Here is a 15029-nt window from a genome sequence, read left to right on the forward strand (position 1 = left end):
CAGCCCACCCCGGTTCAGCCGCCAAATTGGCCTCGCGCGCCGCCTCTGTCCACGAGAATTTTCGAGAAGGAAAAATCGGCGCGAAGGCGACAACCGATGCGCGTTTTGTGTGCCGGCTCAGTGCAATTTCGAGGCTTTCTGCCGTCTTTTCGCGCGAGAAGCGGCCATCCTGTTCGCTTGCGAAACGCGTCGATGCGCGAACAGCCGCGACGGGTGGCGTGAGCGACGGTCGAGTGGCTCGCAGCGCCGGCGATCAACGTCACGCGGGTACGCTGCTCCCGACCAAGACGCGCGGGGCCGGGCTGATACGTCTTACCGTTCGATGCGTCGATGGGTTCGCGGCGTCGGTCCAGCAATCGCGGAACGGCGCAGGGTCGGTGGATGCCGGAAACAGGCGACGTTCGCCTGCGCGCCGTCAGGCAGACTTTTCGGGAGGAGAGGCGGGCGCGGCGGTCGGGGTCGCTGGCGCCGCATCCGCGTCCGCCGCGGTGGTGGCGTCTGCTCCGAAGGTGCAGGCCGGGCCGGTGCAGATGAGGGCGGCGTCGCCGTCCATCCATTCGAGGATGGGGGCCGGTGCCGTCTTCTGCTTCGTCTCTTCAGCCATATCGGGCTTCTCCGCCGCTGTCGTCCGATTGAACCGGGCGCCGCGTCACTCTAGATGAGGGATCGACCCATTTCCCGCAAGGCGCGCCGTCGCCGAAAGGCTTTCCATGAAGATCGACATCTGGTCGGACATCTATTGCCCGTTCTGCGGCCTCGGCCATCACCGGCTGCTTGAGGCGCTGAAGCGCTTTCCCCATGCCGACCAGGTCGAGATCGTCCATCACTCGTTCCAGCTCGATCCGGGTCTGCCGGAGGGCAAGGCCATGGGCGCGCGCGATTATCTGACGCGGGCCAAGGGCGTGCCGGCCGCCCAGTTCGATGCGACGGGCCGCAATATCGAGCAGACGGCCGCGGCCGAGGGCCTCGCGCCCTATCACGTGGTGGAGAACAACGTCGCCAACACGCTGACTGCCCACGCCTTCCTCGCCTTCGCCACCGAGAAGGGCAAGGGCACTGCGGCGTGGCAGCGCGTGCTGGACGCCTATTTCGGCGCTCGGGCGCCGATGTGGACCGTCGAGGATCTCCTGCCGATCGCCGCGGAAATCGGCCTCGACGAGGCCGAGACGCGGGCCGCGCTCGCCTCGGGCCGCTATCAGAAGATCGCGCAGGCCGATCACGAAGCCGCGGTGGCGATGGGTGCGCGCGGCGTGCCCTTCTTCGTGTTCGACGAGCGCTTCGGCGTTGTCGGCGCGCAGCCGACCGAGCAGCTTCTCGCCGCGCTGAACAAGGCCTGGAGCGAGCGTCAGGCCGCCTGAAGGGGCGTCTCCGTCACGGCTCGTCCGGCCCGAACAGGCGCGTGCGACGCAGGATCGCCTTCTCGATTTCGAGGATCACCATCAGCGCCACGCCGGCGCCGATGATGACGAGGCCGTCGACCAGCGCGACCGGTCGCGTCTGGAAGAGGGCCTGCATCAGCGGCAGATAGGTGAAGGCGAACTGCGCCAGGACGACGACGACGAGGGCGGCCAGCACCGCCGGGGTGCCGAACAGGCCGCGGATCGTGAACGACGTCATGTGCAGGTAGCGCACGCTGAAGAGATAGGAGATCTCGAACACGACGATGGCGTTGACCACCATCGTCCGGGCCGTGTCGAGCGGCAGGCCCTTGCCGAGCGCAAAGAAGAAGATCGCGAGGCCGCCGGCGGCGAACAGCACGGAGACCAGCAGGATCCGCCAGACGAGGAAGGGCGAGAGCAAAGGCGCGGCGGCGGGACGCGGCTGGCGCCGCATCACGTCGGGCTCGGGCGGTTCGAAGGCGAGCGCGAGCCCGAGCGTGACGCTCGTGATGAGGTTGATCCAGAGGATCTGGGCAGCCGCCATCGGCATGGTGAAACCCAGCAGGATCGCTGTCACGACGGTCAGGACCTCGCCGCCATTCGTCGGCAGCGTCCAGGAGATGACCTTGCGGATATTGTCATAGACCGTGCGCCCCTCATGCACGGCCGCGACGATGGAGACGAAGTTCTCGTCGAGCAGCACCATCTCCGAGGCTTCCTTCGCCGCCTCGGTGCCCTTGCGGCCCATGGCGATGCCGACATCGGCCTGCTTGAGCGCCGGTGCGTCGTTCACGCCGTCGCCGGTCATGGCGACGATGGCGCCGTCGGCCTGCAAGGCGCGGACGATGCGCAGCTTGTGCTCCGGGCTGGTGCGGGCAAACACCGAGGTGGCTTCGGCGAGCGCGGTCAGCTGGTCGTCGGGCGTCGCGTCGATCTCCGCGCCGACCACAACCCGGCCGGCATCGGCGAGCCCCAGCTGCGCCGCGATGGCCGATGCAGTCGCCGCGTGGTCACCCGTGATCATCTTCACCGCGATGCCGGCCGAATGGCACTCGGCGATCGCCTGGATGACCTCCGCGCGCGGCGGATCGATGAATCCGACCAGGCCGAGGAAGGTGAGGCCGTGCTCGACATCGGCCTGCGTGAGGCGCTCGCAGGCGGCGCCCGTCGGCAGGGCCGCGAAGCCGAGGATGCGCTCGCCTTCCGCCGCGGCGAGTGCGATCTCCCGTGTCCATTGGTCGATGTCGAGCGGCGCGTCACCGCTTGCCGTCGCCTCGTAGGCGCACATGGCGAGCACCCGTTCGGGTGCGCCCTTGACGAAGACCATGGTGGTGCCGTTGGCGGCCGTGTGCCGGCTCGCCATGTAGCGATACTGCGCGTCGAACGGGATTTCGTCGGAGCGGGGCCATTCGGCGCGGACATGCTCCGCGTCCAGCCCGGCCTTCATGGCGAGCGCGACGAGCGCGCCCTCCATTGGATCGCCGTTCACCACATGGCCGCCGCCCTGTGGCTTCAGATGCGCGTCATTGCAGAGCAGGGCGCAACGCAGGAGCGGCCCGGCCGCGTCGAGCGCCACCACGTCGTCGCCGCCGGCGGTGGTGAGCGTGCCGGCCGGGTCATAGCCGGATCCGGAGGCGAGCAGTGTGTAGCCTGCCGTGACGATGCGGCGGGCCGTCATTTCGTTGCGGGTCAGCGTGCCCGTCTTGTCGGAACAGATGACCGAGGTCGCGCCCAGCGTCTCGACGGCGGGGAGCCGGCGGATGATGGCATTGCGCCGCGCCATGCGCTGCACGCCGATCGCCAGCGTGATCGTGATCACGGCGGGGAGACCTTCGGGGATGGCGCCGACCGCCAGCGCCACCACCGCGATCAGCGCTTCGGTCCAGTCATGGTCGCGCACGAATACCGCGAAAGCGAAGACCAGCAGCGCGCCGCCGAAGGCCACCCAGGTGAAACGCCGGCCGAAGCGGTTCATCTGGCGCAGCAGCGGCGTCGTCATCTGCTCGACGCTCTCGATCAGGTGGCTGATCCGGCCGATCTCGGTGCGCCCGCCGGTCGCCACGACGACGCCCCTGCCTTGTCCGGCCGCGACCAGGGTTCCGGAAAAGGCCATGGAGACACGGTCGCCGAGCGGCGCATCCCGCGCGACGGGCGCCTCGTGCTTCTGCGCCGAGACGGATTCGCCGGTGAGCATCGCCTCGTCGACCAGCAGGCCGCGGGCGCGGACGAGGCGGATATCGGCCGGCACGCGGTCGCCGGCCTCGACCAGCACCACGTCGCCGGGAACGAGTTCCGCCACCGGCAGGCTGGTCCGCGTTCCGTCGCGCCAGACGGCCGCATGCGGCGCGATCATCTTGCGGATCGCGCCGAGCGCCTTCTCGGCCTTGCCCTCCTGCGCGAAGCCGACGATCGCGTTGATGAGAACAACAGCGATAATGACGGCTGCGTCGATCTGGTGGCCGAGCACGCCGGCCGCGACGGCCGAGACGAGCAGGAAATAGATCAGCGTGTTGTTGAACTGGGCGAGGAACCGCAACAGCGGATGGCGGCTCGCCGCCTCGGGCAGCGCGTTCGGTCCGAACCGCGCCCGGCGGCGGGCCGCTTCGTCCGTCGAGAGCCCCTCGGTCCTCGTTTCGAGGCGCTGGAAGATGTCGTCGGCGGCAAGCGAATGCCACGCGGGCTCGCGTTCGTCGGCGCGCGCCCCGGGGGCCTGGGTCGGTTGTGCGTCCATCTCGGCGTGTATTGGACGGCACGCGGCCGGTCGATGCAACCTTTAAGGCGGGCTTATCGCTCCCCTATCCGCGCGGAATGGCCCCGCGGTCAACCGAAGCTCAGCTGCACCTTGATCGAGCGGTCCTTGTCGGCGGCAAGATCGAAGGCCTCGACCGCGCGTTCGAGCGGCAAGATGGCCGAGAGGAGGGGCGTCACGTCGACGAGACCCTCGGAGATGAAGCGCACGGCGGTGGCGAATTCGGGATGGAAGCGGAAGCTGCCGCGCATCTCGATCTCCTTGCCGACGAGGCCGGAGATCGGCAGCGCGACCTCGCCGCCCTGGCCGACCTGCACCAGCACGCCTTGCGGGCGCAGCACGGGGAGGGCGGCGAGGATGGCGGCCGGACTGCCCGAGGCCTCGAACGCGACGTCGAACTCTCCCTTATTGGCGGCGTAAGGCGCGAGCGCATCGGGATCGGCCGAGAGGTTGAAGGCATGGTCGGCGCCGATGGCGCGCGCCTTGGCGAGCGGCGCCTCGCGAATATCGGTGACGATGATCTCGCCTGCGCCGGCGCGCCGGGCCGCGATGACGAGGAGGAGCCCGATCGGGCCGGACCCGGTCACGAGGATGCGCTTGCCGAGCAGCGAGCCGGCGCGCGAGACGGCATGCAGGCAGACCGCGAGCGGCTCGGCGAAGGCCGCCTGCTCCAGCGAGACATGGTCGGGGATCGGGACGGCCTGGGCGGCCATGCAGACGATCCGCTCGGCGAAGCCGCCCTGCACATGCGGCGTCCGCATGGCGCTGCCATAGAAGCGCATGTCGAGGCATTGCTGCGGCAATCCGGCGAGGCAATAGCGGCAATGGCCGCAGGGCAGGCTCGGATTGACCGCCACCTTCTGTCCGGGCGAAAGACCGCTGACGCCGGCGCCGATCTCGGAGACCGTCCCGGCAAGCTCGTGGCCGAGAACCATCGGCTCCTTGAGACGCACCGTGCCGAAGCCTCCATGCAGATAGTAGTGCAGGTCGGAGCCGCAGATGCCGCCATTGGTGATCTTGACCGCGACCTGCCCGGGGCCGGCGGGGCTAAGCGCGCGCCGTTCCACGCGGAGGTCGCGCGGCGCGTGGATCACCGCCGCGCGCACCTCGTCCGAAGCCTGAACCGTCATGCGATATCCTCCCCGCCGCTTTCCTCGGTCCGCACCAGGGCGAGCGCTGGAACGCTGCGCCGGGCGGTTCGGCAGGACAATGCCACCACCACCCGGCTGAGGACATGCCCAATCGGCGGCCGGCGACGACTTTCGCGCTGGTCAGCGCGCGGTGCTGCCGCTAATCATCGCTGCTCGGCAGGCGCGGCCCCGGATCTCGGGAGGAGGGCGGCGCCCGGCTCACGATCAACAGGAAGGCGGCGCCGGAGCCGCCCGGGGGAGGATGGCATGGCGACGAAACTCTTCGATCTGACCGGGCGCACGGCGCTGATCACCGGCTCCAGCCGCGGCATCGGCTTCGCGATCGCGCGCGGTCTCGCGGAGGCGGGCGCGCATGTCGTGCTGAACAGCCGTGACGGCGCGGCGGTCGATGCGGCGCGCGACGCGCTGCGGCTCGACGAACTCTCCGCGTCGGGCTTCGCCTTCGACGTGACGGATCCCGAGGCTGTGGGCGCGGCGGTGGACGAGATCGAGCAGCGCGTCGGCCCGATCGACATCCTCGTCAACAATGCCGGCCTGCAGAAGCGCATGCCGCTGGTCGATTTCCCGCTCGACGACTGGAAGCGCGTGCTCGAAACCAATATCGACGCGCCGTTCATCGTCGGGCAGGCCGTGGCGCGGCGCATGATCCCGCGCGGGCGCGGCAAGATCATCAATATCTGTTCGGTGACGAGCGAGCTCGGCCGGGCGACGATCGCGCCCTATACCGCCTCGAAGGGCGCCGTGAAGATGCTGACCAAGGCGATGTGCGCCGAATGGGCCAAGCACGGGCTCAACGTCAACGGCATCGGTCCTGGCTGGTTCAAGACCGAGCTGAACAAGGCGCTGGTCGAGAGCGAGAGCTTCCACGCCTGGCTCGTGCAGCGCGCGCCGATGGCCCGCTGGGGCGAGCTCGAGGAACTGGCCGGCGCGGCGATCTTCCTCGCCTCGGACGCGGCCAGCTATGTCAACGGCCACATCCTCTATGTCGATGGCGGCGTGACCGCGGTCGTCTGACGACGCGATCGGCCCGGACGGAATGATCGAACGGCGCTGAGGGGCCGTTCGATTGCCGCTGTAGCAAATCATTCGCGATGTAGCGCTCCATATGGAATGGATTTGTTGATTTGCCGGTTCATTGGAACGGCATGCGTCGATGGAATCCACGCGGCGGACGATACTCGCTTCCGAAATCGGGAAACATCGGCCTGCGGCACAAGCGGGCGATGGAAGGAGACGGTGGGATGACGGATACGGTGAATTTCGGACGCGGCGGGCTGAGCCGCCGGCGCTTCCTCCTGGCGAGCGCCGCCGGCGCGGCGCTGCCGCTCGTCGGCAAGGCGGGCGCGGCCTTCGCGGCCGACAAGCCGCTGGCGGGCCAGTCGCTGAACCTCTTGATCATCCAGTCGCATGCCGTCACCGGCAAGAAGCTCGCCGAGGATTTCGAGGCGGCGACGGGCGCCAAGGTCAATGTGACGATCGTCCCCTATGACCAGGTGGGCGCCAAGGCGACGCTCGACGTCCAGTCCGGCGTCAACGAGTTCGACGTGCTCGACTACTGGTACACCAATATCGGCCAGCTCGCCGAGGACGGCATTGCGGAAGACGTGACCGCATGGATCGAGCGCGACAAGGAGCAGATCCAGCCGGACGACTACATCCCGCTGATCTACGACACCTACACGCTCTACGACGGCAAGCGTTACGGCCTGCCCTATGACGGCGACTCGCATCTCCTGTTCTACAACAAGGAGATTCTCGACCGGAACGGCGTCGCCGTCCCGACGACCTGGGACGAATACCAGGCGGCGATCAAGAAGATCACCGAAGCCGAAGCGAAGAACGGCATCTATGGCGCGGCCGTGCTCGGTGGCAAGGCGCCGATCATCATCGGTTCCAGCTACGCCAACCGTCTCGCCGGCTTCGGCGGCACGTTCCTGAACGAGGATGGCAGCTCGGCGCTCGACAAGCCGGCGGCGCTCGAGGCCGCGAAGGCCCTCGTCGCGACCAATCCCTATGCGCTCCCGACCCCGCTCGAGACGCGCTTCGAGGAAGGCCTCCCGGCGTTCCTCGGCGGCAAGGTCGGCTTCATCGAGTTCTGGAGCGATCTCGGCGTCTATGCGCAGGACCCGAAGGGTTCCAAGATCGTCGACAAGTGGGGCGTGACGCGCATCCCGGTCGGCGGCAGCAACAAGGATCCGCGCCTCGCCCTCAACGCCGGCTTCGCCTTCGCCGTCTCCTCGGGCTCGAAGAAGAAGGAAGCGGCCTGGGAGCTGATCAAGTTCGCCGCCAGCCCGAAGTATCAGGAAGAGCTGATCACGCTGACCGGCTCGGGTATCGATCCGGACCGCAAGTCGCTGCTCTACTCCGAGAAGTACAAGGCCTTCGCGCCGCAGGTGCAGGCGGCGCTCGCCGGCGCTCTGGAGAACGCGCTGCCCTGGCCGACCACGCCGGCAACGCCGAAGCTGCAGCAGGCGCTGGCCGACGAACTCGCCCTGGCGCTCGCCGGGACGAAGACGCCGGAGCAGGCCATCGCCGACGCCCACGCCGCCTGGCAGCAGATCATCGGCTCGTAAGCCGCGTCAGACACGAAAATCCCGCCCGCTTCCCAGCGGGCGGGTTTGCCATTTGAGACGGTTCGTGGTGCGGGAGTATCGATTGAGCAGCATATCGTTCAGCGAGGCAGCCTTGCGCCCATCCGTTTCGAGCCGCGCAGAGACGCGCGTGCCATCCGAGCTGCGCCGCTTCTACAAGGCGCTGTGGGTGGCGCCGCTCGTTTTCGCGCTCATCGTCACGACGCTCTATCCGACGATCTTCCTGATCGCGCTCGCGACGACCAAGAGCACGCTCGGCAAGCCATTCCGCTCGTTCGTCGGCCTCAAGAACATCACCGGCTCGCTCACCGATGCCGCGTTCCAGCTGACCGTGGTCAAGGGCGTCGCCTTCGCCTTCGCCTCGGCCATTGTCGAGATCGTCGTCGGCTTCGCGCTCGCCTGCCTGTTCGTCGCGTTGATGAAGGCCGGCCGCTATCTGCTCATCGTCGTGCTGCTGCCCTTGATGACGCCGCCGGTTATGGTCGGCGTCGCCTGGAAGCTGATCCTCGCGCCTTCGGGCGGCCTGCTGAACGGCGTGCTCATGAATATGGGCATCACCGACGCGCCGATCTCGTTCCTGGCGACGCCCGTGCCGGCCTGGCTCTCGATCGGCATCGCCGACCTCTGGCAATGGGTGCCCTTCGTCACGATCCTCTGCTTCGCCGCGCTGGTCAGCCTGCCGGAGGGCGTGCACGAGGCCTCGCTGATCGACGGCGCCGGCCCGTGGCAGCGTCTGCGCCACATCACGCTGCCGCTCGTCGCCGCGCCGCTCGCCTCGATCTTCCTCCTGAAGCTGATCATCGGCTTCAAGCTGTTCGATCTCGTCTATGTCCTCACCTTCGGCGGGCCGGGCCTGACGACGACCACGGCGACCTTCTCGATCTGGCGCCTGGCGCTCGAGCAGTTCGACGTCGGCAAGGCGGCGGCGCAGACGCTGATCTATGCGATCGTCATCGGCATCGTGACGATTCCCGTCGTGCGGCTGCATCGCTGGGCTTCGGAGCATTATTCATGACCCGCCCCTCGACCCGCGCCCTGCAGATCCTCGCGGCGGCGGTCGCCGTCACCTTCTTCCTGCTGCCGCTCGCCTATCTCCTGTCGGTCTCGTTCAAGCGCAAGGACGACGTGCTGAGCGGGAATTTCCTGCCGACCGACCCGACGCTCGCCAACTGGCCGGCGGCGTTCGAATCGACCTCGCTGACGACGTTCATCTTCAATTCCGTGGTGATCTCCGTCTTCGCGGGGCTTGTGACCATCGCCATCACCCTGCCGGCCTCCTATGCGATGATCCGCCTCGGCATCGGCAAGAAGGCGCTGCCGCAGGTGACGCTGGCGAGCTATGTCGCGCCGCCGATCGTCGGCCTGATCCCGTTCTTCTTCCTGCTCAAGACGGTCGGTCTGCTCAACACCTATCCCGGCCTGATCCTGATCTATGGCTTCCTGAACATTCCCGTCGCGTTCTGGCTGCTGACGCCGTTCCTGCGCCGCGTGCCGGCCGAGATCGAGGAGGCGGCGGCGCTCGATGGCGCGGGGCGGCTGCGGACGCTCGTCTCCGTCGTCGCGCCGATGATCGCGCCGGGCATCGCGGCGACCACGATCATCGTCGTCATCCTGACCTTCAACGAGTTCCTGCTCGCTTCCGGACTGACGCTCTCCGACGGCATGCGCACGCTGACCGTCGGCATCTCGCTGTTCCAGGGCGACCGTCTGGTCAATTTCGGCCAGATGGCCGCCGCTTCGCTCGCCGGCATCCTGCCGATCTATGTCATCGCGCTCCTGATGCAGAAGCACCTCGTCCAGGGGCTTGCGCATGGCGGCGTAAAATGATGACAAGACGCGATCGGGAGGCTCCATGTCCGCAGTCGTGAATTTTGCAAAAGGTGAGGGCGCCTATCGCGTCCTGTCCCAGGCCGACATCATCGCCGAGATCGCGGCGCTGCCCGGCGTCGCCGGGATCCTCGGCGGCAAGCCGTCGGAATGGTCGATCCGCGATGTCGCCGATGGCTATATCAATGCGGTCTTCATCATCGACGGGCCGGATGGCGGCGTCTGCGCCAAGCAGGGCCTGCCCTATGTGCGCTATCATGGCGAGAGCTGGCCGCTCGACGAGACGCGCGCCTTCTATGAGGCGAGCTATATGCGCCGCCTCGAGCCGGTGGTCGGCAGACTGGCGCCGAAGCTGCTGCATTTCGATCCGGTGCTGCAGTTCATCGTCATGGAGAAGCTCTCTCCCCATGTCGTGCTGCGCGGCGCGCTGATCGAGGGGCGGACCTTCCCGAAGGTTGCGTCCGATATCGGCCGCTATATCGCCGCCGCCTCGTTCCACACCTCGGATCTCGGCGTGCCGTTCGAGCGCAAGTTCGATGATATCGCGCTGTTCTCGGGCAACAAGTCGCTGCTGCGCATCAGCGTCGACCTGATCTTCACCGATCCCTATGTCGAGGTGTGGCGCAACCGCTTCGTGCCGGAGCTTTCGGCCTGGGCAAAGGCGTTCCGCGAGGACACTGAGCTCAAGACCGCCGTCGCGATCCGGCGCAACGCTTTCCTGTCGAACCGGCAGGCGCTGCTGCATGGCGACCTGCATTCGGGCTCGGTCATGGTCACGGAGGAGGACAGCCGCGTCATCGACGGCGAGTTCTCGACCTTCGGTCCGATCGGCTTCGATCTCGGCGCCTTCGTCGCCAATCTCGTGATCAACTGGTATGGCCAGGCGGGCTATGCGCGCGACGAGGCGGAGCGTGCCGCGCACCGCATTTGGCTGCTGGACCAGATCGCCGTGCTCTGGAACGCCTTCCGGGCCGAGTTCATCCGCATCTGGGAAGCCAATCCCGACGCCGGCGGCGACGGCTATCCGGCCGCGCATTTCGCCGACCCGGCCGGGCGTGCGCGCCTCGCGACGATCCGCGAGCAGTATGTCGCCGACATCTTCGAGGATCTCGTCGCCTTCGCCGCGATCAAGATCATCCGCCGCATTCTCTCTTATGCGCAGGTCGCCGATTTCCTGGTGATCGAGGATACGCAGCGTCGTGCCGAGGTTCAGGCCAACGCCCTCGCATTTGCGCGCGCCGTGCTGAAGGATCCGGCGCGGTTCCGCGATTTCGGCGCCTTCCTGGACGCGATCCCGCGCTTTGAGGGCACGCCGCTCGATCCGGCGCTCGCCCGCTGAGAGGACACGCCTGAACGATGGCCGCCAAGCTCACCTTCGCGCCCGATGTGGTCCTGCTCGACATCGAGGGTACGATCGCCTCGCAGCCCTATGTGACGGCCGTGCTCTACAGCTATCTGCGCGACAATCTGCCGGGCTATGTCGCGGCGCGCCGGGACGATCCGGTCGTTCAGGAGATCCTGAGCGACACGCAGGCGCTGGCGGGCGACGATCGCGATCCGGTCGAGACGCTGCTCGGCTGGCTGGCCGAGGATCGCAAGGCACCGCCGCTCAAGAAGATCCAGGGCATGGTCTGGGTCGACGGGTTCGAGACCGGTCGCCTCAAGGGGCACATGTATGATGACGCGCTCGCTGCGCTGAAGCGCTGGCACGCGGCCGGCGTGCCGCTCTGGATCTTCTCGTCCGGCTCGGTCCTGTCGCAGACCTTGTTCTTCGCCAACCAGCCGGAGCCGACGGGCGATATCCGCTTCCTGTTCTCCGGCCATTTCGACACCGACATCGGCGCCAAGGTCGAGACGCCGTCCTATGGCAGGATCGCCGCCGCGATCGGCGTCGACCCGGCGAAGCTGCTGTTCTTCTCCGACAATCCCCGCGAACTGGTCGCCGCCACGGCGGCGGGCCTGCCGGTCGTCCATGTCGTCCGCGCGGAAGAAGGCACGGCATCCGATCCGCGCTTCCCGGAGATCGCCTCCTTCGCGGAGGTGGAGCTTTCCAATTGGCCGAAGGCGGCGTAGCGCTCCCGCCCGTCGTTCTCGATCGCGCGCGCATGCGTGCGGAGATCGAGGCGGATCCCCATTTCGACGCCGTCGTCATCGGCGGCGGCATAACGGGGGCGGGGACGTTTCGCGATCTCGCGCTTCAGGGGCTCCGCGTGCTGCTGGTCGAGCGCGCGGATTTCGCGAGCGGCGCCAGCGGCGCGCTGACCCGCATCGCCCATGGCGGCTTCCGCTATCTTGAGCGCGGCGAGATCGCGCTGGTGCGCGATTCGGTGATCGAGCGCGACCGCCTTGTTGCCAATGCGCCGCATGCCGTCCGTCCGATCTCCGTCGTGCTGCCCTTGTCCTCCTGGTTCGGCGGCCTGCTCGGCGCGCCGCTGCGCTTTCTGAAGCTGGACAGGCGCAAGGGCGGCCTGCCCGGCATCGTGCCGATGGCGATCGGCCGCCGTCTCTATGATGCGCTGGCCGGGAAGGCCCACGCTCTGCCGGCCGGCCGGATCCTGACGGGGCAGGGGCTCGCGGCGCGATTCCCCTATCTCGCGGGACGCTGGGCCGGGGCGCTGGAACTTGGTGAGGCGCGCATCCTCATGCCCGAGCGCGTCGCCGTCGAACTGATCGAGGACGGCGTCGCCGCCGGATCGCGCGCCGCGGCGCTGAACTATTGCGCCGTGACGGGGGTGGAGGACGGGCGGATCGTCCTGCACGACGCGCTCGACGGGGTGACTCGCTCGGTTCACGCCGAGGTCGTGGTCAATGCCGCCGGCGCACATGCGGACAGCGTCGCCGCCCTCTTCGGCGTTGAGGACAAGATGACCGGCGGCGTCGCCGGCGTGCATCTGGTCCTCGAAGCGCCCCGGCTGGCCGCTGCGCTGGGCGACGATCTGCTGTTCTTCGAGGATGCCAATCCCGATCCCGCGAAGCGCCGGCTGAATATCGGCTACCGCTTGGCCGAGAACCGCGTGTTACTCGGCACGACCGAATCGGATTGCCCCGATCCGGATGCGGCGCGGCTGACGGACGAGGATGTCCGCTATCTCAGGGGCGCACTGGCCGCCGCACTGCCGGGGCTCGGTGTCGCCGAGGCACCGGTAGTCGGCCACCTCGTCGGCGTGCGGCCGCTGGTGCGGTCGGACGCCGAGAGCCTTGCCAGCCGCAGCCGCGATCATGCCGTCTTCGTCCACCGCACGCCGCTGCCGCTCGTCACGATCATCGGCGGCAAATGGACGACCTTCCGCCGGATGGCCGAGGACGCCGCCGATTCGGTCCTCGGCATTCTCGGCCGGACGCGGCGCGTGTCGACGCGCGAGCGGGCCATCGGCGGCGGCGTGGGCTATCCCCGCACCGCAGCGGACCGCGAAGCCTTTGTCGACGGCCTGGCGCAGGACGGAATCAGCAGGCAGGTCGCCGCAGAGCTCTTCGCTCGATATGGAACGCGCGCGCGGGACATCGCCGCCTGGGTCCGCGCCCATGCGGGCGAATCGGGAAAGGCCGGAACGCGCCTTTCGGCGGGCGAGATCGCGTTTTTTCGCGCCGCCGAGATGGCTGTTTCCGACGCCGATGTGATCAAGCGGCGGAGCGACGCCTGGCAGACGCTGCCGGCCGATCCGGCAGATGCCCGGCAATAGGGCAGGGAACGCCTCGGTTTCGGGCTTCGAATCAAGCTCTCCCTGGAACTCTCCGAGTTTTCGAGGCGGCTCCCGTGCCGCGCTTTTGGTCTCTTTGAGCGCTGGCAGCAGGCATTCACTGCGCAAATACGCGCATTGCGCCGCAATATCGGTGATTCAGCTTCGGATTCACGCGGGCCGCGGGATCTGTTCCGGAAACAGACGCGCGGGATCTGGGAGAATCCGCCCGGTTGATTGAAGGGTGGAGAAGAATACAGCGGGAGTCCGTAGGATTTATGGTTAGCGAATGGTTTCCATTCTGAATCTCTATTTGAAATGAATTGCGTAAGATCCGCCCGCCAGACTTTTGCCACGAAGCGAACAACTTTGGCCCCTGGAGACACTGCTGCACTTTCGCAACAGTGCAGGTTCAAGTGCTTAGGGCGCAGCGAACCAACTTGCCCGAGCCGGCGTTTGGAGTATGTTCGCCCTGAAGCCGATCGCTCGGGGGTGCAACGGCTAGATTGTCGGGTTTTTCAAGGAGATCCCCAATGAAGAGCATTTTCCTCGCAGGCGTGGCCGTTGTGGCCCTCACGGGCGCCGCCGCTGCTGCTGACCTCACCTACGAGCCGGCTCCGGCTCCCGTGGTCGTCTCGCCGGTGTTCGACTGGACCGGCTTCTACGCTGGTGTGCATGCCGGCGGCGGCTGGGGCAACTACGACGCCTCCTGGAACGGCTACACGGGCCTGCTCGACAAGTCGTCGGGTGCTCTCGGTGGCGCGCAGGTCGGCTACAACTATCAGATCAATCAGTTCGTGATCGGTGCTCAGGCTGACATCGCCTACACGAGCCTGTCCGACTCGATGACGGTCTATCAGGGCCTGAACCCGATCGGCCCGGGCCTCCTGAGCGCCGGCGTCAAGGCTGAGAGCAACTGGCTCGGCACCGTCACGGCTCGCGCCGGTTATGCGGCCGACACCTGGCTGTTCTACGCCAAGGGCGGTTTCGCCTACGGCCAGATCGAGGGCACGTTCAACGTGACCACCCCGGCTGCGACCATCCAGAGCTCGACCTCCAACTGGGCTGGCGGCTGGACTGTCGGCGGCGGCGTGGAGAAGGCGTTCACGAAGAACCTCACGGGCTTCCTCGAGTACGACTACGTCAGCCTCGGCAGCGTGAACTTCAGCACGCCGCTCGGTGGTTCGGCCAACGTCGACTACACGACCAACATCGTGAAGGCCGGTGTGAACTACAAGTTCTAATCCGACTGCGAGATCTCCTTGGAATGGCCCGGCTCTGCCGGGCCATTCTTTTTTTGGGCTGTGGAATCCGGAACGCTTCAGCCCGTGCCGCGTTGTCGTGACGTCCTGGTTCAAGGGAGGAACGACCATGAACGGCACTAATCCAAGGCCCGCAGACGGTATCATCGCGCATCAAGCTGCTGTCGCGGATGCGGTGCCGGTGCAGACGATGCGGGTCGACTGGATGACCGGTGCCGAGATCGCGGCTTTGCGGGCCCAGCGCGGCTGGAGCCAGATCGATCTCGCTTTCGCGGCCGGGATGCTACCCGATCATCTGAGAGCCATCGAAGCCGGCGTCGAACCGACGGTGGCCGAGCGGCAGGCGCTCGCCGCAGCGCTCGATCTCGAAGATCATGCCCCGATGAGCTGAGG

Annotated in this window: 13 protein-coding genes; 10 read left to right on the forward strand and 3 right to left on the reverse strand. The window is 67.3% G+C overall.

All coding sequences use genetic code 11. The annotated features are described in order from the left end of the window. Nucleotides 1-415: 415 nt before the first annotated feature. Nucleotides 416-604 (reverse strand): hypothetical protein, encoded by a 189-nt coding sequence (locus GGR25_RS01760; RefSeq protein WP_183397005.1) that lies wholly within the window; start codon nucleotides 602-604, stop codon nucleotides 416-418. 106 nt (nucleotides 605-710) lie between these two features. Here GGR25_RS01760 and GGR25_RS01765 point away from each other — a divergent pair, with 106 nt between their 5' ends. Beyond that, nucleotides 711-1358: a DsbA family oxidoreductase gene (locus GGR25_RS01765; protein WP_183397006.1), complete on the forward strand. Its 648-nt coding sequence runs from the start codon at nucleotides 711-713 to the stop codon at nucleotides 1356-1358. Between the two features lie 13 nt (nucleotides 1359-1371). On the opposite strand, the gene GGR25_RS01770 is transcribed toward GGR25_RS01765, so the two are convergent. Together GGR25_RS01770 and GGR25_RS01775 are read right to left on the reverse strand one after the other, a co-directional pair. Further along, nucleotides 1372-4110 (reverse strand): cation-transporting P-type ATPase, encoded by a 2739-nt coding sequence (locus GGR25_RS01770; RefSeq protein WP_183397007.1) that lies wholly within the window; start codon nucleotides 4108-4110, stop codon nucleotides 1372-1374. A gap of 89 nt (nucleotides 4111-4199) precedes the next feature. Next, a complete protein-coding gene (locus tag GGR25_RS01775; protein ID WP_183397622.1) occupies nucleotides 4200-5234 on the reverse strand; it encodes an alcohol dehydrogenase catalytic domain-containing protein in 1035 nt (344 codons plus the stop codon). 291 nt (nucleotides 5235-5525) lie between these two features. Between GGR25_RS01775 and GGR25_RS01780 the strand changes: the two genes are divergently transcribed. From GGR25_RS01780 to GGR25_RS01820, 9 genes are all read left to right on the forward strand, one after another. Beyond that, complete coding sequence (locus GGR25_RS01780) at nucleotides 5526-6293, forward strand: glucose 1-dehydrogenase (protein ID WP_183397008.1); 768 nt, start codon at nucleotides 5526-5528, stop codon at nucleotides 6291-6293. A 227-nt stretch (nucleotides 6294-6520) separates the two neighbouring features. Then, entirely contained in the window at nucleotides 6521-7852 is a 1332-nt protein-coding gene (locus tag GGR25_RS01785) for an ABC transporter substrate-binding protein (RefSeq protein WP_183397009.1), read from the forward strand. A 148-nt stretch (nucleotides 7853-8000) separates the two neighbouring features. Continuing rightward, nucleotides 8001-8885: a carbohydrate ABC transporter permease gene (locus GGR25_RS01790; RefSeq protein ID WP_343067937.1), complete on the forward strand. Its 885-nt coding sequence runs from the start codon at nucleotides 8001-8003 to the stop codon at nucleotides 8883-8885. Then, nucleotides 8882-9697 carry a carbohydrate ABC transporter permease gene (locus tag GGR25_RS01795; protein WP_183397011.1) on the forward strand — a complete coding sequence of 272 codons (816 nt, stop codon included), beginning with the start codon at nucleotides 8882-8884 and terminating at the stop codon, nucleotides 9695-9697. Before GGR25_RS01790 ends, GGR25_RS01795 begins: the two co-directional genes overlap by 4 nt. A 25-nt stretch (nucleotides 9698-9722) precedes the next feature. Continuing rightward, nucleotides 9723-11036 carry an S-methyl-5-thioribose kinase gene (mtnK, locus tag GGR25_RS01800; protein ID WP_183397012.1) on the forward strand — a complete coding sequence of 438 codons (1314 nt, stop codon included), beginning with the start codon at nucleotides 9723-9725 and terminating at the stop codon, nucleotides 11034-11036. 17 nt (nucleotides 11037-11053) lie between these two features. After that, nucleotides 11054-11770 (forward strand): acireductone synthase, encoded by a 717-nt coding sequence (gene mtnC, locus GGR25_RS01805; protein ID WP_183397013.1) that lies wholly within the window; start codon nucleotides 11054-11056, stop codon nucleotides 11768-11770. A gap of 32 nt (nucleotides 11771-11802) precedes the next feature. Continuing rightward, entirely contained in the window at nucleotides 11803-13377 is a 1575-nt protein-coding gene (locus GGR25_RS01810; RefSeq protein ID WP_183397014.1) for a glycerol-3-phosphate dehydrogenase/oxidase, read from the forward strand. A gap of 530 nt (nucleotides 13378-13907) precedes the next feature. Beyond that, a complete protein-coding gene (locus GGR25_RS01815) occupies nucleotides 13908-14618 on the forward strand; it encodes an outer membrane protein (protein WP_183397015.1) in 711 nt (236 codons plus the stop codon). A 127-nt stretch (nucleotides 14619-14745) separates the two neighbouring features. Continuing rightward, nucleotides 14746-15027, forward strand: a complete 282-nt coding sequence (locus GGR25_RS01820) for a helix-turn-helix domain-containing protein (RefSeq protein ID WP_183397016.1) — start codon at nucleotides 14746-14748, stop codon at nucleotides 15025-15027. The last annotated feature ends 2 nt before the right edge of the window (nucleotides 15028-15029 follow it).

Origin of the sequence: Kaistia hirudinis (assembly GCF_014196455.1) — a bacterium.
GTDB lineage: Bacteria > Pseudomonadota > Alphaproteobacteria > Rhizobiales > Kaistiaceae > Kaistia > Kaistia hirudinis.